Consider the following 20,096-nt stretch of genomic DNA (forward strand, 5'->3'; position numbering starts at 1 on the left):
GTGTTACCTTTGTCATCCTTAAAATTTAAAACGAATTATGTTAAGAATAGAAATTAAAGAAGGGGAAAATATAGAACGTGCATTAAAACGTTACAAGCGTAAGCATAGAAACGTAAAGGTTATGCAGAATTTAAGAGACAAGCAATTTTTCACAAAACCTTCTGTTAAACGTAGACGTGAAATTCAAAAAGCAGCTTACATTCAAAGTTTAAGAGACGCTGAAGACATATAGGCTTATTAAAATATATATCAAAAAAACACGCATTAAAGCGTGTTTTTTATTTTATATCATTTTGATTGCTACAACCAACCCTTCATTAGAACGGATATTAAAAACCGTTTCATCTTCAAATATTAAATACTGTCCTTTTATACCAACCAATTTCCCAGTATAAGTTTTTGCTTTTGTAATATTTAAGCTTTTTGGTTTTTCAGGGTATTTTTCAACAGGAAAACTCAAGTTAGTTTCCATATTACTAGCTATATAATAATCGATAGCTTCTTCTGGGATATAGGGTTTTAAACGCTCGCGCCATTCAACCAAATTTTCATCTTGAATGTCATTCTTTAACATACTACGCCAATTGGTTTTATCGCTAACGTGGTCTTTAAGTGCAACCTCTGTTATTCCTGCTAGATACCTATTGGGAACCTCAACAATTTCAATAGCTTCGTGAGCACCTTGGTCAATCCACCTGGTTGGCACTTGACTCTTTCTGGTAACACCAACTTTTACATTGCTACTATTGGCCAGGTATACTATATGGGGTTGCAACTGTACTTTCTTTTCATATTCCAAATCACGGTCTTCCTTACCTAAATGTGCTGTGCTTAATTCAGGACGCATAATCCAATCGGCTGCTTGTGGAATATCATAAAAACAACTTTTGCAAAAGCCCTGTCTGTAAATAGGTTTGTTTAAACCACAGTTTAAACATTGATAACCAATAAATTCAATTTCAATTGTTTTATCCAACAGTTGATTTATATTTATAAAATCGTTTTCAAACACCAAATAGTACTGAATAGGCTCGGCTAATTCAGTTTCCATTTTTGTCAAAACACCTTGGTAGGTCATAAAAAAAAGTATTATTTTTAGTTTTTTAAATATACAGCAAATATGCCAATTCCTATAGTAAATTCTATTGCTTCATGGTTTTTAAAAAAACGGTTTCACCAAATCGATTTATTTTTAAAATATCCTAATGAGGTTCAAGAAGAATTACTTACAAACTTATTAATTAAGGCAAAGGATACCGAAATTGGCAAGACATACGATTTTGAGTCCATAACTAACTATCAAACATTTGCAGATAGAGTACCCATCTCAACATACGAAGATTACCACCAACTCATAGAACGCTCGCGGTTAGGTGAAAACAATATTTTTTGGCCACAGCCTATTAGATGGTTTGCAAAATCCAGTGGTACTACCAATGCCAAAAGCAAGTTTATTCCTGTAAGTGAAGACTCTTTGGAAGATTGCCATTATGCTGCTAGTAAAGATTTACTTTGTATGTATTTGAATAATAATGAAAATTCGCAATTATTTACTGGAAAAAGTTTGCGACTTGGCGGTAGTAAAGAACTCTATAAGGAAAACGGAACCGTTTTTGGCGATTTATCAGCAATTTTGATTGACAATATGCCATTTTGGGCCGAATTTAGTAGCACGCCAAGCAACAAGGTTTCCCTAATGAGTAACTGGGAAGAAAAGATGCAAGCCATTGTTGATGAAACTATTCAAGAGAATGTAACAAGTCTTGCTGGTGTACCATCTTGGATGCTTGTATTGCTTAATAATGTTTTGGAAACCACAGGAAAAAAGAACTTATTTGATGTTTGGCCAAACCTAGAAGTCTATTTCCATGGCGGTGTAAGTTTTTTACCTTACGTAGATCAGTACAAAAATATACTGCCTAAACCGGACTTTAGGTATTATGAAATTTACAATGCTTCTGAAGGTTTTTTTGCCATTCAAGATCAAAATAAATCGAGTGAATTATTACTGATGTTGGATTATGGCATTTTTTACGAATTTATCCCGATGGATACTTATGGTACAGTAAACGAAAAAGTTATTCCTTTAAGTGAGGTTGAAATTAATACAAACTATGCCGTAATTATTACCACTAATGCTGGCTTGTGGCGGTATAAGATTGGTGACACTATTCGTTTCACATCAATAAGCCCTTACCGCATTAAAGTTTCAGGCCGTACAAAACATCATATCAATGCATTTGGTGAAGAACTCATTATAGAAAATGCTGAAGATGCCTTAAAGAAAGTTTGTAAGAAGACCAAAGCAGAAATTGTAGACTACACAGCAGCGCCAATATTTATGAGTGGCAAAGAAAAAGGAGCACATGAGTGGTTAATAGAATTCAAAACACCACCAAATGATATTGACTACTTTAATGAATTGCTTGACAATGCACTAAAGGCACTAAATTCTGATTACGAGGCCAAACGCTATAACAACATGACCTTAAACAAACCTACTATTCACATAGCCCGTGAAAGACTTTTTTACGATTGGTTAAAAGAGAACAATAAGTTAGGTGGTCAACATAAAGTACCAAGACTATCAAATTCCAGGGATTATTTAAACGCCCTCTTAAAATTGAATTCTTAATGTGGATAATCGAATAAATTTGCAAGAAATTTTCGATAAACGAGTTTATTTGAGTCTTCATCTAAAATCATCACCCGTCGTTTTTTTCTTACATAAAAAATCATAGTTTTACAGAGCTATTAATCAAAACTAGATAATTTTTCATAATGTTAAATTATTAATTAACATCCATTAAAACGATGAAATTAACCACTCCTATTGAGAGTGGTTTTTTTTGTATTATTAACTTTATAAAAATGAAAAAGCCTTTCAAAGAAAGGCTTGTAGTAATCTCATATTCTTTTTTATTAAGAAACTGCTTTTAACTTCTTTAATGTAGTCTTGGTAATCTTTTCTTCGGCATATACTTTAGTTACCTTAAGTTCTTTTTCATTACTTCCTGGCATTTCAAACATGGCATCGGTTAAAATTTCCTCACATAATGATCGTAATCCACGAGCACCTAATTTATATTCTATAGCTTTATCAACTATAAAATCTAATGCCCCATCGGTAATGCTAAATTCAATATCATCCATTTCAAACAACTTTTTATACTGTTTAATAATAGCATTTTTGGGCTCTGTTAAGATAGCTCGAAGTGTTTTGGCGTCTAACGGATCCATGTATGTTAATACAGGCAGTCTACCAATAATTTCAGGAATCAAACCAAAATCCTTTAAGTCTTTTGGAATAATATATTGCAACAAATTGGCTTGATCCACACGTTCATCTGACATGGATGCGCTATACCCAACAGCTTGCATGTTTAAGCGTTTTGATATGACTTTTTCAATACCATCAAAAGCTCCTCCAGCAATAAACAATATGTTTTCGGTATTGACTTCAATAAACTTTTGGTCTGGGTGCTTTCTACCTCCTTTTGGCGGTACATTTACGGTAGTTCCTTCCAGTAATTTTAGCAAAGCCTGTTGCACACCTTCTCCAGACACATCTCGTGTGATTGAAGGGTTATCGCTCTTTCTTGCTATTTTATCTATCTCATCAATAAATACAATACCTTTTTCAGCTTTCTCTAAATTATAGTCGGCTGCTTGCAATAAACGTGTTAAGATACTTTCAACATCTTCACCAACATAACCAGCTTCCGTTAGAACTGTGGCATCAACAATAGCTAAAGGCACATTTAACATTTTAGCAATTGTTTTAGCCATTAAGGTTTTACCTGTTCCGGTTTGACCAACCATAATGATATTACTTTTTTGAATTTCAATATCATCATCTGATGGTGCTTGTAATAAACGTTTGTAATGATTGTAAACAGCAACAGACATCACCTTCTTGGTTGTCTCCTGCCCAATGATATACTCATCTAAAAACGATTTGATTTTTTGTGGCTTACGCAGCATTAATTCTGCCGAAAGATCACTGTTATCAGATTGTTTAGACTCTTCTAAAACAATACCATGAGCTTGTTCGATACACTTATCACAAATGTGTGCATCTAAACCTGCAATTAACAGATTGGTTTCTGGCTTTTTCCTACCACAAAATGAACATTCTAAATCTTCTTTTGCCATAATATAGCTTTCTATTCTTGTTATTAACGATTAACTACGTACCAATATTTCGTCAATCATTCCGTATTCCTTAGCCTTATCAGCCTTCATCCAGTAATCACGATCACTATCGGCATATACTTTGTCGTAATCCTGACCTGAATGCTTACTTATTATTTTATACAATTCTTCTTTCAAAATAAGGATTTCTCTAGCCGTAATTTCAATATCACTGGCTTGACCTTGTGCACCACCTAACGGTTGGTGAATCATTACTCGCGAATGTGTTAAGCCACTTCTTTTTCCTTTTTCTCCCGCACATAACAATACAGCTCCCATAGAAGCTGCCATTCCTGTACAAATAGTCGCTACATCTGGCTTAATAAACTGCATCGTATCATAAATGCCCAATCCGGCATATACACTTCCTCCTGGTGAATTAATATAAATCTGTATATCTTTAGAGGAATCTGTACTCTCCAAAAACAGTAATTGAGCTTGTATAATGTTTGCCACCTGATCGTTTATTCCAGTCCCTAGAAAGATTATACGATCCATCATTAAACGTGAAAACACATCAAAAATAGCGATGTTCATTTGGCGTTCTTCTATAATATTAGGTGTTAAATTAGTAGGATACATACTACTTATAATCTTGTTATAATATGTACTACTAATACCTTGATCTTTTATTGCGAATTTTTCGAATTCTTTTGCGTAATCCATAGTTGTTTTTAAATTTTTTTGTAAAAAATTAGGCGCTGATTTTTTGTGTTTCAGCGCCTAAATATAAGGATTTATTCTTTATAAGTCTGTAACTTATTTATCGCCATAAACTTCTTTAACGAAGTCGTCATAAGTGATTTCTTTAGTTTTAATATTGGCTTTCTCTTTATAAAGCGCCAATAATCTCTGACTAATAATTTGTTCAGACATTCGACGTGCTTCTTCTTGGTTTGACAATACACGTGCAGCAATATCTTCTAATTCTTTATCTGAAGGATTCATCTGACCAAATTGTGCCATTTGTGCTTTAATCATGTTTTTAGCATGATCTTTAATATCGTCCATAGTTACCTTAATGTCATTATCAGTAATTAATTTACCTTCAATTAATTGGTAACGTAAGCTTTTTTCAGATTTTTCGTATTCTTCTTTAGCCTGGTCTTCAGTCAACTCATTTTCACCAGCTGTTTGCATCCATTTTTGTAAAAAGGCAGTTGGCAAATCAAATTTGGTGTTATCTACTAAATATTCAGTAACATCATTCAACAATTTCTGATCAGATTGCTGCGTGAATTGCTTTTCAGCATCTTCTTTAATCTTTTCTTTTAATTCTGTTACAGAAGTAACGTTTCCTTTGCCAAATAATTTATCGAATAACTCTTGGTCTAAATCAGCCAACTCACGTGTGTTTATTTCTGTAATCTCAAAAGTTACTGGAATATCTAAACCGTGAACATCATCATGGGTTAATTTTAAAGCATGCATTAATTCATGTTCATCATCGTAGAGCCCTTTGGTTTTTAACTCAATGACATCACCTACTTTAGAACCAATGAATTTTTTTTCAGTGGCCTTACCTTTAAATTTGTCTAAAGTTAAGGTTACTGTGTTTTCAATTTCACGTTCTTCATTCTTAAATACACCTGTAATTTCACTCTCTTTAGCTACTTCTTTTTCAGAAATTAGCTTACCATATTGCTTCTGGATGTTTTCAACTTGATCGTTGATCATTTTATCTCCAGCTACAATATTATAATGTATAAAAGCTTTTTTTGGCTTTAAATTTACCTCGAATTCTGGTGCTAAACCTAATTCGAATTCAAAAGATAATTTATCAGCATCCCAATCCAAATCATCTTGTGGCTTTGGTAATGGATTTCCTAAAACGTCTAGCTTTTCTTCAGTTAAATATTTGTTTAACGCATCTTGAAGTAATTTATTTACCTCATCAACCAATACAGCTTTACCATATTGTTTCTTAACCATTCCCATTGGTACATGTCCTTTTCTAAATCCTGGAATGTTAGCTGTTTTACGATAATCAGACAAGATTTTTTCAACTTTGTCGTTATAATCTTCTTTAGCAATATCTACTTTTACTACAGCATTCAATGCATCAATGTTTTCTCTTGTAATATTCATTTTCTAACTATAAAAATTGGAGTGCAAAAGTAGTACTTTTTTACACTCCAACAAAGTATTTTAACGTATTGTATTTCAGTCTATTTTCTCGTCTCCTAAAACCGAATAAAATATAGATTGCAATATGGTTAAAAGGATACTAAATAGCAAAGCAGTCCAGAAACTACTCACTGTAAATCCACCAACTAAATTATCGGCAAGAAGAATGATGCAGGCATTAATAACAAAAAGGAATAAGCCTAATGTTAAAATTGTTGCAGGCAGAGTGAACAAAACCAGTAATGGTTTTACAAAAATATTGAGTAACCCCAAAACAGCTGCTACAATTACAGCAGTCGTATAGCTGTCGACCGAAACCCCTGATAGAAATTTGGACAATAGCACTACTGCTACTGCCGTGAGTAAGACCTTTAGAATAATTCTCATGGTATATTGTTTTTTGTTTCTAAAAAGGTACGAATTATTTTAATTCAGAAATGACATTACAGCACTATAAAAATCTTCGGGATTTTCTGCATGCAACCAATGCCCAGCATTTGCAATGGTTACGATTTTGGAATTAGGGAAATGACCGCTAATAATTGCTTCATCTTGATGACCAATATATTCTGATTTGTCTCCTCGTAAAAACAATGTATCTCCTTCAAACTTAGTGTGAATTGGAAGTGATTCACCAACTTCAGCCACATGCTCCTTTAGCACCTCTAAATTCATACGAAGGGCTAATAGACCTTTTTCTTTCCAATACAAGTTTTTAAGCAAAAATTGGCGTGTTCCAAAATCTGAAACAAATAGCGCTAATTGCTTATCCGCTGCTCCTCTGCTTTTTAGCAACGAAAAATTTAAGCTGCTTAACCCATTCAAAATAGTTTCATGATGAATAGGATAATAACGTGGTGAAATATCTGCAACCATTAACTTGTTAACCATTTTAGGATATTGCGTAGCAAACAACATAGCTGTTTTTCCTCCCATGGAGTGACCTAAAAGTACAATATTATCTAGATTTTTATCATCCAAATAGAACTTTAAATCTGCTACCATATCCTCATAACTGAAATTTTCATCGTGAAAACTTCTTCCATGATTCCGCTGGTCAACCAAATGAACTTCATAACCCTGTTCGCTAAATTGTTGGCCAAGTGTTTTCCAATTATCACCCATTCCCAGAAATCCATGTAAGATTATGAATGGCTTCCCTGTTCCTAAAACATTAGCATGTAAAAGCATTATTTTAATTTTTGTAAATACATTTGAACAACATTTTCAGCTCCCAAATAAAGGCTTTCAGCGATTAAGGCGTGACCAATTGAAACCTCTAATAAATTTGGAATATTCTGTTTGAAAAAAGCAATATTCTCCAAAGACAAGTCATGGCCTGCGTTGACACCAATATCCAGACTGTCAGCCAAAATAGCACATTCTGTGTAGGGTTGAATTGCTTTTTTATTCCCTAAACTATACTGATGCGCAAAGGCTTCTGTGTATAGCTCTATTCTATCGGTTCCGGTTTCTTTGGCTCCTTCAATTTGTTTTAAAACAGGATCCACAAAAATGGATGTACGAATTCCATTACTTTTAAATTCCTTAATGGTTTCCTGCAAAAAGCCTTTGTTTACAATAGTATCCCAACCTGCGTTACTGGTAATAGCATCAATAGCATCTGGTACTAAAGTAACTTGTGTTGGTTTTATCTCTAAAACCATCTCAACAAATTTTTCAATAGGATTCCCTTCAATATTATATTCGGTGTAGACTTCAGGTTTTAAATCGTAAGCATCTTGATAACGTATATGACGTTCGTCTGGTCTTGGGTGAATTGTCACCCCTTCTGCACCAAAACGTTGTACATCTTGCGCAAACCTTACTACATTAGGCTCGTTTCCGCCTCTTGAATTTCTTAAGGTCGCTATCTTATTTATATTAACACTTAATTTGGTCATTTTTTAGTTTTTTGAAATACAAAAATACAAACTCATTAAGGCTTAATGTAGTATTTTTTAATTAATTTGCAAGTTCAATTTATCTATTAAAATGAATCTTTCAGATTACATCATAAACGACATAAAACCTTTAAAAAACACTGATTTGGTTGGAGACATTCAAGGATTGTTCAATCAGTTAACCTATTCGCATATTCCTATTAAAAATGAATACAACGCCTATTTAGGTTGTATATCTGAAACCGATGCCCATTGTTTTGATGGAGGAAAACCCATTAATGAATATGCACACGCTATAGAAGGTTTTTTTGTTCGCGAGAATACCAACTGGTTGGATGTGCTTGAAGCTTTCGCCATGAATTCTGCTAATATAATGCCTGTTTTGAGTTCTAAAAATGTTTATTTAGGGTATTACGAACTAAACGATATTATAGGGCTTTTTAATGAAACGCCATTTTTTGCAGAAGCTGGAGGCATATTAATTGTTGAAAAAGGTTTAGTTGATTATTCATTTAGCGAGGTATGTCAAATTGTCGAATCTAATGACGGAAAACTTTTAGGTGCTTTCATTTCAAAAATAGAAAACGACATGGTCCAAATTACCTTAAAAATTGGAAACACCGGATTAAATGATATTATGCAAACCTTTAGGCGTTACAGTTATAATGTGGTATCTGGACATGAAGAGGACAGCTATTTACAAAGCCTGAAGGAGCGCTCGGAATATTTGAATAAATATTTAAACATGTAATATGAAAATAGCCGTTTTTGGTCAATCTTTCCATAAAAGCAATGAAGAATCCCTTCATATGCTATTAGACTGTTTAAAAACGAAAAATGTTACCGTTTTTATTGAACGCCATTTTTTTAACACCACCAAAAACCTTTTTAATAATCTATTAGATGTTGGGAACTTTAGTACGTTTGATATTTTAGATTCCAGCTTTGATTTGCTTATTAGTATTGGTGGTGACGGCACTATTCTTCGGGCCATTACATTTGTTAGAGATTTAGAAATACCTATAATAGGGATCAACACAGGTCGTTTAGGATTTTTGGCCACCATTCAGAATGACGATATTGCCACAGCTATTGAAGCTATCCTTAACAATGAATACAAAATATCTGAACGCAATCTCTTGTCAATATCAACTGACCCTGAACATGAAGATTTTAATATTCTAGATTTTGCTTTAAATGAAATAGCTGTTAGTCGTAAAAACACCACATCTATGATTACAGTTGAAACCCGATTAAATGGCGAATACCTCACATCGTATTGGAGTGATGGTTTAATAATTTCAACGCCAACTGGATCAACAGGGTATTCATTAAGTTGTGGCGGACCTGTTATAACACCCGACACCAATAGCTTTGTAATTACTCCTATTGCTCCACATAATTTAAGTGCAAGGCCATTGGTAATCACCGACTCAACCGAAATTCAATTAAAAGTTAGTGGTAGAGAAGACAACTTTTTAGTCTCATTGGATTCCAGAATTGCAACACTTTCCAACGACACCATTGTAACTATTAAAAAAGCACCATTTACTATAAAAATGGTTGAATTACTTAACGAAAGCTTTTTAGACACACTTCGGAAAAAGTTACTTTGGGGAGAAGACAAACGTAATTAGACAATAATTTTGATTAAAAACAGTTTAAATCGCATACAATTCGATTCAAATTGTTATAGGCTAATCTTATTTATTATATTTGCAAACTTTTGAACATTTATGAGGTATTTAACCGTATTAATATTATTTTTTTCAGGAACTGTTTTTAGTCTGGCGCAGACTTATGAAGTTGGTGTTTTACTAGGTGGAAGCAATTTTATTGGTGATGTTGGGGCAACTAATTATATAGCGCCAAGCAAGCCTGCATTTGGAGCACTTTTTAAGTGGAATAGAAGTTCTAGACATTCATTTAGATTCTCACTTATGTATACAGAACTGGAAGGAAAAGACTCTAAATCTGACGATCCAAGACGTGTTGAACGCAATTATAGTTTTACTAACCAGATTATAGAAGGGTCATTAGGTTTGGAATTCACATTTTTTGAATGGGATTTGCACGATGAAAAAATTCATGCAACACCTTACCTGTACACAGGTATAACAGCCGCATATCATGACAACTTTTTCTTTTCGAGACAAGGTATTTTAAAATCCGAAAACACCTCGAGTATTGCCTATGGAATCCCAATGGTTTTGGGCTTTAAAACCAATGTTATAGGCAACATTATTATAGCAGCAGAAATTGGTGCTAGATATACATTTTCTGATGAATTGGATGGTAGTGTTCCAGATTCTAAGGACCGCCAAGATGCTTTAAGTTTTGGAAATATAAACAATAACGATTGGTATATGTTTACAGGTATAACCCTGACCTATACCTTTGGTGACAAACCTTGTTTTTGCGTTTTTTAGTGAGTTTATTAAAACAAATACATACCGACTATTTACCAAAACATATTGCCATTATTATGGATGGCAACGGTCGTTGGGCTAAACAAAAAGGGCTCTTAAGAACTGTAGGGCATGAAAATGGCACTAAATCCGTTCGTCAAACTGTTGAAGCTTCTGCCGAATTAGGCATTAAAAACTTAACGCTCTATGCTTTTTCAACAGAAAACTGGAACAGACCTAAATTAGAAGTTCAAACCTTAATGAAATTATTGGTTTCCTCGCTTAAAAAAGAAATTAAAACCTTACAAAAAAACGATATTAAACTAAACGCCATTGGGTGCTTAAATGAACTTCCTCAAAAAGCACAAAAGGAGTTGTTAGAGGTTATTGAGAAAACAAAAAACAATAATCGTATGTGCTTAACCCTTGCATTAAGTTATGGTTCCAGAGAAGAATTGATAAATACCGTTAAAAAAATAAGTATTAAAGTTAAAAATAATATAATTTCGCCCGAAAATATTGATGAATCGGTTATAAATGAGCATCTTTACACGCAAAATTTACCAGACGTTGATTTGCTTATTAGAACAAGTGGCGAACAGCGAATAAGTAATTTCCTTTTATGGCAAATTGCTTATGCGGAATTATATTTTACAAAGGTACTTTGGCCAGATTTTACCAAGGAGCATTTGTATGAAGCTATTATAGAATATCAAAAAAGAGAACGACGATTTGGGAAGACAAGTGAACAAATTAACTAATTTAACATCATTGAAAACATATATAGGTCTACTTATTACTTTTGTAGTATTATTTTCAACTTTAAATATTCAAGCACAGACCATAACTAATCCTGATGCCAAAAAATACGTTCTTGGTGATATTACTGTTTCTGGAAGTACACACTTTAGTGCACAGACTATTGTTACATACTCTGGACTGAGAAAAGGACAAGAAGTTTTTATTCCAGGTGAAGAAATTAGTAATGCTATTAAAAAACTTTGGAAATCCAATTTATTTAATGACATCAACATTTATTTAGTCAAAACTGAAGGTGATATCGCATACCTTGAAATAAGGCTTTTTGATTTACCCGAATTACATGACATTAAAATTAATGGTGTAAAAAAATCAAAAAGGAAAGAAATTATTGAGGAGAATAATTTAGCTGCCGGTGTTAAAGTAACCGAGAATCTGGTTACTACTACCAAAAACTATTTAACCAATAAATACAAAAAAGATGGTTTTGTAAACACTAAAGTTTATATAAATACCATTGAACGTAATGATACTATTGGCGGTAGACCGCAAATAGATATGGTAGTTAATATAGACAAAGGCAAAAAAGTAAAAGTTAAAGAAATTAACTTTATTGGAAACGACGTAATCCCTTCAAAAAAATTAAGAAGGGCTATGAAAAACACGAAACAAAAAAGTATTACCCATCTCTTTAAGCGTTCAAAATATATAGAGGCTGATTACAAAGAGGACCTTGTTAGTGTTATTGATAAATATAAAGAAAACGGATATCGCGATGCGCGTATTATATCCGATTCCCTCTCTCATATCGATAAAAAGAATGTTGCCTTAAACATACGTGTTGAGGAAGGTGAACAGTACCGTTTTGGCGACATTACATTTATTGGTAATACAGTTTATACAGACCAACAATTACGTAACATTTTGCGTATAAACAAAGGTGATATTTATAATGGTGTATTATTAGAAAAACGTATAGCCGACGATTCTAGCCCAGATGCACAAGACATTACAAACGCCTACCAAAACAACGGATACTTATTCTCAACTATAAATCCTGTTGAAGTCAATACAGATGGCAATGTAATAGATATGGAAATTCGTATTACCGAAGGAAAACCTGTTTACTTTAACACTGTTTCTGTTTCTGGTAACGATGTTACCAACGACCATGTTATTTATCGTGAACTACATACGCGACCAGGTCAATTATACAGTAAGGAAAATGTGGTTAGAACCATTCGTGAACTAAGCCAATTAGGTTTTTTCGATCCTGAACAAATAGCAACAAACTTTTCTAATCCAAATCCAAATGAAGGTACAATTGATTTAGATTATGGTTTAGTAGAAACAGGTTCAAGCCAAATTGAATTGCAAGGTGGTTATGGTGGCGGTGGCTTTATTGGTACTTTAGGTTTGTCTTTCAACAACTTCTCACTTAAAAATATTTTTAATCTTGACGCATACAAACCTGTTCCTCGAGGTGATGGTCAAAAACTATCCTTGCGTTTGCAGGTAAGCCAGTTTTTTAGAACCTATAGTTTTTCGTTTGTTGAACCATGGTTAGGAGGTAAAAAACCGGTTCAATTCTCTACATCGTTCTCTCATTCTCAACAGTTTTTGTATGACCCTACCACTGGTAGAGCAGATAAAGACAAACGTTTCAATATTACTGGCGTAACGGTTGGATGGGCTAAACGTTTAACTAAACCCGATAACTTTTTTACATTATCACAAGCTTTATCGTTTCAGCATTATAATTTAAAAAATTATAACACGGGCTTATTTACATTTGGCGATGGTTATTCCAACAATCTTGCTTATACTATTGGTTTGAGTAGAAATAATACCTACACAGACCCTATTTTTCCAATGGGAGGTTCTAGCTGGAACGTTACTGCAAAATTATCACCACCGTATTCATTGTTTAATGGTGTGGATTACAAAGCTTTAATCGATGAACGTAACGAGCTTGTTGATATTCAAAATGATCCAGAAAACACATTAGTTATCAGAAATAGAGCTTCTGAAGGTATTTCTGAAATAGATCAAGAACGCTATAAATGGTTAGAGTTTTATAAAATTAAACTTAAAGGGGATTGGTACACCAGAGTTGTAGATAAGCTTGTATTGAAATCGGCTTTGGAGTTTGGATTTTTAGGAGCCTATAACCAATATAGAGGTGTTATTCCTTTTGAAAGATTCTTTTTAGGTGGTGATGGTTTAGGAAACTTTAGTTTAGATGGCCGAGAGGCCATAGCACTCCGTGGATATCCTAATCAATCTTTACAACCTATATTAGACAATGGACGCGTAACTAATGATGGTGGAACTATATACAACAAGTTCTCTTTAGAGTTACGCTACCCAATAAGTTTAAAACAACAAGCTAAAATATATGTATTAGGATTTATGGAAGGTGGTGTATCTTATTTAGAATTTCAAGATTACAATCCTTTCTCACTATATAGATCATCTGGTGCAGGTTTAAGAATTTTTATGCCAGCATTCGGGTTGTTGGGTATTGATTTTGGTTACGGATTTGATCCATTACCAGGTCAAAATAAACCAAATGGTTGGGAGACACATTTTATAATTGGACAGCAATTTTAATTTTGGCACGATATTTTCTGTTAACAGATTAATTATTTAAATCTTGAATTAAATTATTTAAAATTAATTTTCCTTAATTTTGAGTGATTAATTCAAAATGAACAGAATAATTATAAAGCTCTGTCGTTTTAGAATTTATGTGTCAATAAATTATAAAAAATGAAACAGATGAAATTAAAAGTTCTTTTTTTAGTGACTATTGCTTGTATGCTTAGTGTAGCTAGCTACTCACAACGAGGTGTGAGAATTGGCTATATAGATACTGAATATATTTTAGAAAATATTCCTGAGTATCAAGAGGCAACAGCACAATTAGCATCTAAAGTTCAAAAATGGAAAGGTGAAATTGAAACGCAGTTAAGTGGTATTGAACAAAAGCGCAAAGATTTAAGTAATGAAAAAGCACTTTTAACAAAAGAACTAATAGAAGAGCGTGAAGAGGATATTGCTTTTGAAGAAAAAGAAATATTAGATTATCAGCAAAAACGTTTTGGTCCCAATGGGGATTTAATGATTCAGAAAAAACAACTGATTCAACCTATACAAGATCAAATTTTTGCAGCGGTTCAAGATATTGCAGAAAAGCAAAAGTATGATTTTGTTTTCGACAAATCCGCCGACGTTGTAATGCTGTATTCAGCAGATCGTTACGATTTTAGCGAGCAGGTAATACGCAGTATAACCAGAAGTGCCAAGCGTACACAAGCTACTAATAAAAAAGAGCGTAAAGCTGCTGAAGAAGAAGATGTGGTTGTTGAAATAAATGAGGAACTTGAAGCTAAACAAGCAGCGGACGATGCCAGAAAAAAAGCCGTTTTAGATGAGCGTGAAGCAAGAAAGTTAGCGGCTCAAAAACGTAGAGACAGCATAATAGCAGCGCGAGAAGCAGCAAGGCAGGAAAAATTGAACGCTAGAAATAAAGATACTGAAGCGGTAGATGATATACAGCAGCAATCCAGTGACGAGGCTGAAAGCACAGAAGCAACAACTGAAGAGGAAGCGAAAACACCAGAACAGATTGCAGAAGAACGCAGACAAGCTAAAATAGCAGATCGTGAACGTAGAAAACAAGAATTAGAAGAACGAAAAAGACAAATTTTAGAAGATAGGCAAAGAGCGAAAGAAGAGCGAGAAGCTCAAAGAAACAATAATAATAACGAAGAAGACGAACAACCTACCGACGATGACGAAGGAGGCAATTAATTAACAATTATAATACATATTAACACTTTTTGAAAATGAAACAATTTAAAACCCTTTTATTTGCTGCAGCACTATTTATTGGAGCCACAAGTTTTACACAAGCCCAAAGCAAAGTAGCACATATTAACACTCAAGAATTAATCCAAGCCATGCCAGAAATGGCTACAGCTCAAGCTGAAATGGAAAAATTGGGGAAAACTTACGAAGCTGATATTAAAGCTATGGCTACAGAGTACCAAAACAAAATGAAGCAGTATGAAGCTGAAGCTCCTACAAAAACGGATGAGGAAAACCAAAAGCGTTTAGTAGAGGTACAAACTATGCAACAAAATATTCAGCAGTATCAAGGGCAAGCACAACAAGAAATGCAGAAAAAAGAAATAGACTTGTTAAAGCCTATTACAGAAAAAGCTAAAGCTGCTATTTTAAAGGTTGCAAGAGCTCAAGGATTTGATTATGTATTAGATTCTACTCAAGGTGGAGGCGTTATCATGGCAGACGGTAAAAATCTTCTAGATGATGTTAAAAAAGAAATGGGAATCTAATTCTTTTAAAAATATATAATTAAAAGCCACTTCTATAAAGTGGCTTTTTTTATTTTTGAAATTATGAGTAATAAACCTATTGGCATTTTCGATTCTGGTGTTGGTGGCACTTCCATTTGGCAAGAACTTCATTTTAGGCTTCCACATGAAAACACCATTTATATAGCCGATAGCAAACATGCGCCCTATGGCACCAAATCTAAAAATGAAATAATAGATTTAAGTATTAAAAACACCCAACTCCTTATACAAAAAGGGTGTAAAATCATAGTAGTTGCATGTAATACAGCCACAACAAATGCCATAAAAACGCTTCGAAACACTTTTGATATTCCATTTATAGGTATAGAACCCGCTATTAAACCTGCAGCTCTTAATACACAAACAAAGGCTATTGGTATTCTTGCAACAAAGGGCACGCTTTCAAGCGAACTATTTCATCAAACTACCGATTTGTATAGTAATGGTATTCAAGTTATAGAACAAGAAGGCGAAGGTATTGTACCTTTAATAGAATCTGGGCAATTAGACTCAGATGAGATGAGAACGCTTTTAAATGCGTACATGCAACCTATGATTGATGCCAATATTGATTATCTGGTCTTAGGTTGTACACATTATCCGTATTTAATTCCTCAATTATTAGATATTCTCCCTAAACACATTAAAATAATTGATTCTGGAGCTGCTGTTGCCAAGCAAACACAAATGGTACTTGAGCAACACAAACTTTTAAATACGAGTTTACAGAAACCCGAATTAAAATTTTATTCCAATGCAAATCCTGAAGTTATGGCTTCACTTTTAGGAGGTAAGTATCAGGTTGAAAAACTAGATTTTTAGTGGTCCTTAAACCAGCTTGAATACTTTACGTAATTATTGGCAATTCTATCAATCTCACCAGAAACCAATTCTGGACTAATGTTCTTTACCTTTTTTGCTGGCACACCAGCATAAATTGAACCGGCTTCAACATGTGTGTTTTGAGTTACAACCGCACCGGCAGCTATAATACTGTTACTCTCAACAACGCAATCGTCCATAACAATGCTTCCCATACCAATTAATACATTATCATGTATAGTACAACCGTGTACAATGGCATTGTGACCTATAGACACATTATTACCTATTGTAGTTGGCGACTTTTGGTACGTAGCGTGAATAACAGCACCATCTTGAACATTAACCTTATTTCCCATTTTTATAAAATGGACATCACCTCTTATTACGGCATTAAACCATACACTACATTGCGTTCCCATCGTAACCTCGCCAACAATTGTAGCATTTTCAGCTACATAACAGTCTTCTGGTATTTCAGGATGTTTTCCGTTTACAGGTTTTATTATAGGCATATAAAATTAAATTTTTGTTGAGATTTCTCACTAGTTCGAAATGACATATTACTTAAAAAAAGATAATAAATCAGATTTTTTTGAAGCCGATACCATAAGCTGTTTTCCATTACTTAAAACCACGCTTCCGCCTTTTCCCTTTAAATATTTTACAACCTCATTTACATTAACCAAATAGGACTTATGTATTCTGGCAAAATTACCATCGTTTAAAGCGTCTTCAAAGTATTTAAGTGTTTTACTCACTAGCTTCTTTTTGTTACTATTTAGATATATTTCGGTGTAGTTATCATCGGCTTTACAATATAGAATATCTGCTGTATTAATAACCTCAAAGCCGTCTTGTTGCGGAATAGTTATTTTACCCGAAACACTATTGGTTTTAGGCACCAAAACCTGGTCTTGCAGTGCATCTTCCTTACTTTTAATTTCTGTAACATAATCTACAGCCTTAATGAGTTCATCTATAGAAATAGGTTTCATTAAATAATAAGAAGCATGAGCGTTTAAGGCTTCCATGGCGTAATGGTTATATGCTGTTACAAAAACCGTTTCAAAATTAATATCGCCTACTTTTTCCAATAAATCAAATGCATTACCATAAGGCATTTCCACATCTAAAAACACCAAATCCAGATCATTATTACGAATAAGAACCAATGCTTGTTCTATATTTTCTGCTTCACCCAATACATTTACGTTTGGGCAGTATTTTGAAAGATAATTCTTTAAAATATCACGACTGGTTTGCTCGTCTTCTACTATAATGGCGTTTAGTTTCATATTAATCTTTTTTTAAAGTTACGACCACTTGGGTTCCTGTATCGCCTTCGGTTTGGTAATCCTCAATAAACACATCAACTTTATCTTTATGCATGTTATTCAAGATAGATACGCGCTTTTTAATATTGCTCATCCCTTTTGAATTGTGCTTCTTTTGGTTATCTGTTTTAGAAGCTTTAGAACGTGCTCTTCCAATGCCATCATCAATAATGGTTATGGTGATTTCAGAAGCACTCTTTTTGGCAACTGTTATTTCTAATTTACCTTTTTCAGTTTTATAACGTAAGCCATGCCAAACCGCGTTTTCTATATAAGGCTGTAATAGCATAGGTGGAATTTGATAAGCCGAAACATTAACATCTTCATTAACCGTTATGTGATAATCAAACTTATCTTGAAAACGAAAATGCTCTAATTTGGTATACAACTGTAACAATTCTAATTCTTTTTCTAGCGGAATAAAATCTTCTTCGCTGTTTTCTAAAACCGCTCGCATAAGAAATGAAAAATCTGACAAATATTTATTCGCCGTACGCTCATCGCTTGAAGCAATAAAACTATTAACCGAATTAAGCGCATTAAAAATGAAATGCGGATTCATTTGGCTTCGCAACGATTTTAGGGCTAGTAAATTATTGGCCAATCGTTGCTGTTTGATGTATTTATACATAAAATAAGCCGTTACCAACAACAATATTAAACCACCAATTAGCGAATAAATAACCAACTGTTGCCGTTTATTGCGTTCGGTTGTAAGTTGGTATTTACTTTGTGATAATTGCCTATCGGTTTCTAAACTGGTTATTCTATTCTGCTGATTACTTATATCACGACTCAATTTAGCAGCTCTAACAATTTCTTGTTCCTTTTTAACGTATAATGCTTCAACCAACTCGGTATACTCCTTATACGTTTCTAAAGCTTTGTTATAATCGCCAGCACTACTGTAAACTTCAGATAGCTTACGTTTGGCATCTTTTTCAACAACTAAATCATTCTTGGTATTCGCTTCTTCTATACTTTTTTCCAAATAGGTAATAGCATTGTCATAATCCTTTTTTAAATAATAAGCGTTACCAATTTTATAGTTTTGTTTTTGGACCGTTAAAGCACTTTCTATTCCAATTACAGAATCGAGTTCAATATCTTTAATATCCTTGATGGCTTCTTTACGTAATTCAATTTCATCTGTAAAATCACTTTTTTTGTTCTTGAAATCGGCGACTTTAACTTTTTCTTCTAAAGCCCGTTTTTCATTTTCTTGAGAAGCCAGGTTTAACGAGCTTTCATAAAAACCTTCTGCTGCATCCTGTTCGCCTTGCGCATCATAAGTTTGGGCTATTTTAGAATTTAGATCGGTAACTTTTGGTTTTATTAAATGCTCTGTTGCAATGTCTAACCCTTTTTTATAATTGTCTAGTGCTTTATCAAATTCTTTTATACTATAATTAGTATCACCTAAACCTTCGTGCAGGACAACTTTTTGCCAGTTAGAAAGGCCATCCTTAGGAATATTTTTATAAACCGAAATACTCTCTTGATAATTTTTATTTAAAGCATAGGCATGACCTAATTTTAGTTGCACATCATTAGAGTTTACGCTCTGCAAGCTTATACGGTAATTTGTTACAGCAATGTCATATTGATTCCAATGCAAATAAATATCGCCTAGTGTTTCATAGACTTCAGCATTTTCTTTTCCTGAACGGCTTTCTGCCAAAGCATCGGTAACAAATTGAATACTTTTTTCTAAATCGGTTTTTTTATAAACTAACGCCGAGTCTATCAACGAATTAAATGCTATATCTGGCTCATCATTAACTTTCGCTCTGTTAGAATAGCGATAAGGGCGAACCTCAACACGTATACGTTCCTGATTTTTAATAGTATAGTAAACCGTTTCAAAATCCTTATGTTTTATAACAAGTTCATCACCATACTTTACCTTTATTCTAAACTCACCAGCACCATTTGTAGTTGTATAGGCGCCACCATTTACTTCTATGTTAGCATTTGAAACTGGTTTTTGCAATTCACTATCATAAATAAACCCTCTTACGGTAAACGCAGGATCTCCACCTAGTTTCTGCCCAAGAATTATTTGGCTACTAATAACCAATATTAAAATAAATGCTCTTTGTATAAAAGTTGTCATCAGCAAATTTATAATTGTATAAACATACACACTTTAGACCTTATAAT

20 protein-coding genes are annotated in these 20,096 nt (G+C 33.6%); 10 read left to right on the forward strand and 10 right to left on the reverse strand.

The annotated features are described in order from the left end of the window. Positions 1–37: 37 nt before the first annotated feature. Positions 38–232, forward strand: coding sequence for a 30S ribosomal protein S21 (gene rpsU / locus MTX13_RS11135; protein ID WP_250435109.1), 195 nt, complete (start codon positions 38–40; stop codon positions 230–232). 51 nt (positions 233–283) lie between these two features. Here rpsU and MTX13_RS11140 read toward each other — a convergent pair whose 3' ends face one another. Next, a complete protein-coding gene (locus MTX13_RS11140; protein ID WP_250435111.1) occupies positions 284–1,078 on the reverse strand; it encodes a DUF2797 domain-containing protein in 795 nt (264 codons plus the stop codon). 42 nt (positions 1,079–1,120) lie between these two features. On the opposite strand from MTX13_RS11140, the gene MTX13_RS11145 reads away from it, so the two are divergent. After that, on the forward strand, positions 1,121–2,635 hold the full coding sequence (locus MTX13_RS11145) for a GH3 auxin-responsive promoter family protein (protein WP_250435113.1): 1,515 nt from the start codon (positions 1,121–1,123) through the stop codon (positions 2,633–2,635). A gap of 287 nt (positions 2,636–2,922) precedes the next feature. Here the strand turns inward: MTX13_RS11145 and clpX are convergent, their stop codons facing one another. From clpX to MTX13_RS11175, 6 genes are all read right to left on the reverse strand, one after another. After that, a complete protein-coding gene (gene clpX, locus MTX13_RS11150; protein ID WP_250435115.1) occupies positions 2,923–4,155 on the reverse strand; it encodes an ATP-dependent Clp protease ATP-binding subunit ClpX in 1,233 nt (410 codons plus the stop codon). Between the two features lie 30 nt (positions 4,156–4,185). Next, the gene (gene clpP / locus MTX13_RS11155; protein ID WP_223034755.1) at positions 4,186–4,860 is read right to left on the reverse strand and encodes an ATP-dependent Clp endopeptidase proteolytic subunit ClpP; all 675 of its coding nucleotides are present in this window, start codon (positions 4,858–4,860) and stop codon (positions 4,186–4,188) included. 93 nt (positions 4,861–4,953) lie between these two features. Next, complete coding sequence (gene tig / locus MTX13_RS11160) at positions 4,954–6,282, reverse strand: trigger factor (RefSeq protein ID WP_250435117.1); 1,329 nt, start codon at positions 6,280–6,282, stop codon at positions 4,954–4,956. A gap of 75 nt (positions 6,283–6,357) precedes the next feature. Next, positions 6,358–6,708, reverse strand: a complete 351-nt coding sequence (locus tag MTX13_RS11165; protein ID WP_250435119.1) for a phage holin family protein — start codon at positions 6,706–6,708, stop codon at positions 6,358–6,360. 39 nt (positions 6,709–6,747) lie between these two features. Further along, a complete protein-coding gene (locus MTX13_RS11170) occupies positions 6,748–7,512 on the reverse strand; it encodes an alpha/beta fold hydrolase (protein ID WP_250435120.1) in 765 nt (254 codons plus the stop codon). Further along, positions 7,512–8,225: a pyridoxine 5'-phosphate synthase gene (locus MTX13_RS11175; RefSeq protein WP_250435122.1), complete on the reverse strand. Its 714-nt coding sequence runs from the start codon at positions 8,223–8,225 to the stop codon at positions 7,512–7,514. Before MTX13_RS11175 ends, MTX13_RS11170 begins: the two co-directional genes overlap by 1 nt. 91 nt (positions 8,226–8,316) lie before the next feature. Here MTX13_RS11175 and MTX13_RS11180 point away from each other — a divergent pair, with 91 nt between their 5' ends. The 8 genes from MTX13_RS11180 (at position 8,317) to murI (ending at position 16,596) form a co-directional block, all read left to right on the forward strand. Further along, positions 8,317–8,976, forward strand: coding sequence for a CBS domain-containing protein (locus tag MTX13_RS11180; protein WP_250435123.1), 660 nt, complete (start codon positions 8,317–8,319; stop codon positions 8,974–8,976). Position 8,977: 1 nt separating this feature from the next. After that, entirely contained in the window at positions 8,978–9,862 is an 885-nt protein-coding gene (locus MTX13_RS11185; RefSeq protein ID WP_250435125.1) for an NAD kinase, read from the forward strand. 99 nt (positions 9,863–9,961) lie between these two features. Beyond that, positions 9,962–10,654 (forward strand): type IX secretion system protein PorG, encoded by a 693-nt coding sequence (gene porG / locus MTX13_RS11190; protein WP_250435127.1) that lies wholly within the window; start codon positions 9,962–9,964, stop codon positions 10,652–10,654. Positions 10,655–10,710: 56 nt separating this feature from the next. Next, positions 10,711–11,394, forward strand: coding sequence for an isoprenyl transferase (locus MTX13_RS11195; protein WP_262920487.1), 684 nt, complete (start codon positions 10,711–10,713; stop codon positions 11,392–11,394). After that, complete coding sequence (bamA, locus tag MTX13_RS11200) at positions 11,366–14,005, forward strand: outer membrane protein assembly factor BamA (protein ID WP_394801248.1); 2,640 nt, start codon at positions 11,366–11,368, stop codon at positions 14,003–14,005. The genes MTX13_RS11195 and bamA overlap by 29 nt, the downstream gene beginning before the upstream one ends. A gap of 168 nt (positions 14,006–14,173) precedes the next feature. After that, positions 14,174–15,208 (forward strand): OmpH family outer membrane protein, encoded by a 1,035-nt coding sequence (locus MTX13_RS11205; RefSeq protein WP_250435131.1) that lies wholly within the window; start codon positions 14,174–14,176, stop codon positions 15,206–15,208. 35 nt (positions 15,209–15,243) lie between these two features. Continuing rightward, positions 15,244–15,753 (forward strand): OmpH family outer membrane protein, encoded by a 510-nt coding sequence (locus MTX13_RS11210; RefSeq protein ID WP_250435134.1) that lies wholly within the window; start codon positions 15,244–15,246, stop codon positions 15,751–15,753. A gap of 63 nt (positions 15,754–15,816) precedes the next feature. After that, positions 15,817–16,596 carry a glutamate racemase gene (murI, locus tag MTX13_RS11215; RefSeq protein ID WP_250435136.1) on the forward strand — a complete coding sequence of 260 codons (780 nt, stop codon included), beginning with the start codon at positions 15,817–15,819 and terminating at the stop codon, positions 16,594–16,596. Here murI and MTX13_RS11220 read toward each other — a convergent pair. From MTX13_RS11220 to MTX13_RS11230, 3 genes are read right to left on the reverse strand one after another with little or no spacing between them, the layout of a single operon-like run. Continuing rightward, positions 16,593–17,111 carry a gamma carbonic anhydrase family protein gene (locus tag MTX13_RS11220; protein WP_250435138.1) on the reverse strand — a complete coding sequence of 173 codons (519 nt, stop codon included), beginning with the start codon at positions 17,109–17,111 and terminating at the stop codon, positions 16,593–16,595. The two genes, murI and MTX13_RS11220, sit on opposite strands and share 4 nt — an antisense overlap. A gap of 48 nt (positions 17,112–17,159) precedes the next feature. Next, positions 17,160–17,894 carry a LytR/AlgR family response regulator transcription factor gene (locus MTX13_RS11225; RefSeq protein WP_250435139.1) on the reverse strand — a complete coding sequence of 245 codons (735 nt, stop codon included), beginning with the start codon at positions 17,892–17,894 and terminating at the stop codon, positions 17,160–17,162. 1 nt (position 17,895) lies between these two features. Next, complete coding sequence (locus MTX13_RS11230; protein ID WP_250435141.1) at positions 17,896–20,049, reverse strand: histidine kinase; 2,154 nt, start codon at positions 20,047–20,049, stop codon at positions 17,896–17,898. Positions 20,050–20,096: the final 47 nt, after the last annotated feature.

The organism is Hanstruepera flava, assembly GCF_023634025.1.
GTDB lineage: Bacteria > Bacteroidota > Bacteroidia > Flavobacteriales > Flavobacteriaceae > Hanstruepera > Hanstruepera flava.

What these genes read in the sequence shown, in the direction of transcription:
- MTX13_RS11170 (WP_250435120.1), bottom strand. Translation starts at nt 7,512, where the DNA reads ATGCTTTTACATGCTAATGTTTTAGGAACAGGGAAGCCATTCATAATC.
- MTX13_RS11225 (WP_250435139.1), bottom strand. Translation starts at nt 17,894, where the DNA reads ATGAAACTAAACGCCATTATAGTAGAAGACGAGCAAACCAGTCGTGAT.
- clpP (WP_223034755.1), bottom strand. Translation starts at nt 4,860, where the DNA reads ATGGATTACGCAAAAGAATTCGAAAAATTCGCAATAAAAGATCAAGGT.
- MTX13_RS11175 (WP_250435122.1), bottom strand. Translation starts at nt 8,225, where the DNA reads ATGACCAAATTAAGTGTTAATATAAATAAGATAGCGACCTTAAGAAAT.
- MTX13_RS11180 (WP_250435123.1), top strand. Translation starts at nt 8,317, where the DNA reads ATGAATCTTTCAGATTACATCATAAACGACATAAAACCTTTAAAAAAC.
- MTX13_RS11205 (WP_250435131.1), top strand. Translation starts at nt 14,174, where the DNA reads ATGAAATTAAAAGTTCTTTTTTTAGTGACTATTGCTTGTATGCTTAGT.
- MTX13_RS11165 (WP_250435119.1), bottom strand. Translation starts at nt 6,708, where the DNA reads ATGAGAATTATTCTAAAGGTCTTACTCACGGCAGTAGCAGTAGTGCTA.
- murI (WP_250435136.1), top strand. Translation starts at nt 15,817, where the DNA reads ATGAGTAATAAACCTATTGGCATTTTCGATTCTGGTGTTGGTGGCACT.
- MTX13_RS11230 (WP_250435141.1), bottom strand. Translation starts at nt 20,049, where the DNA reads ATGACAACTTTTATACAAAGAGCATTTATTTTAATATTGGTTATTAGT.
- tig (WP_250435117.1), bottom strand. Translation starts at nt 6,282, where the DNA reads ATGAATATTACAAGAGAAAACATTGATGCATTGAATGCTGTAGTAAAA.
- MTX13_RS11140 (WP_250435111.1), bottom strand. Translation starts at nt 1,078, where the DNA reads ATGACCTACCAAGGTGTTTTGACAAAAATGGAAACTGAATTAGCCGAG.
- MTX13_RS11185 (WP_250435125.1), top strand. Translation starts at nt 8,978, where the DNA reads ATGAAAATAGCCGTTTTTGGTCAATCTTTCCATAAAAGCAATGAAGAA.
- MTX13_RS11195 (WP_262920487.1), top strand. Translation starts at nt 10,711, where the DNA reads ATGGATGGCAACGGTCGTTGGGCTAAACAAAAAGGGCTCTTAAGAACT.
- porG (WP_250435127.1), top strand. Translation starts at nt 9,962, where the DNA reads ATGAGGTATTTAACCGTATTAATATTATTTTTTTCAGGAACTGTTTTT.
- MTX13_RS11210 (WP_250435134.1), top strand. Translation starts at nt 15,244, where the DNA reads ATGAAACAATTTAAAACCCTTTTATTTGCTGCAGCACTATTTATTGGA.
- rpsU (WP_250435109.1), top strand. Translation starts at nt 38, where the DNA reads ATGTTAAGAATAGAAATTAAAGAAGGGGAAAATATAGAACGTGCATTA.
- MTX13_RS11220 (WP_250435138.1), bottom strand. Translation starts at nt 17,111, where the DNA reads ATGCCTATAATAAAACCTGTAAACGGAAAACATCCTGAAATACCAGAA.
- clpX (WP_250435115.1), bottom strand. Translation starts at nt 4,155, where the DNA reads ATGGCAAAAGAAGATTTAGAATGTTCATTTTGTGGTAGGAAAAAGCCA.
- MTX13_RS11145 (WP_250435113.1), top strand. Translation starts at nt 1,121, where the DNA reads ATGCCAATTCCTATAGTAAATTCTATTGCTTCATGGTTTTTAAAAAAA.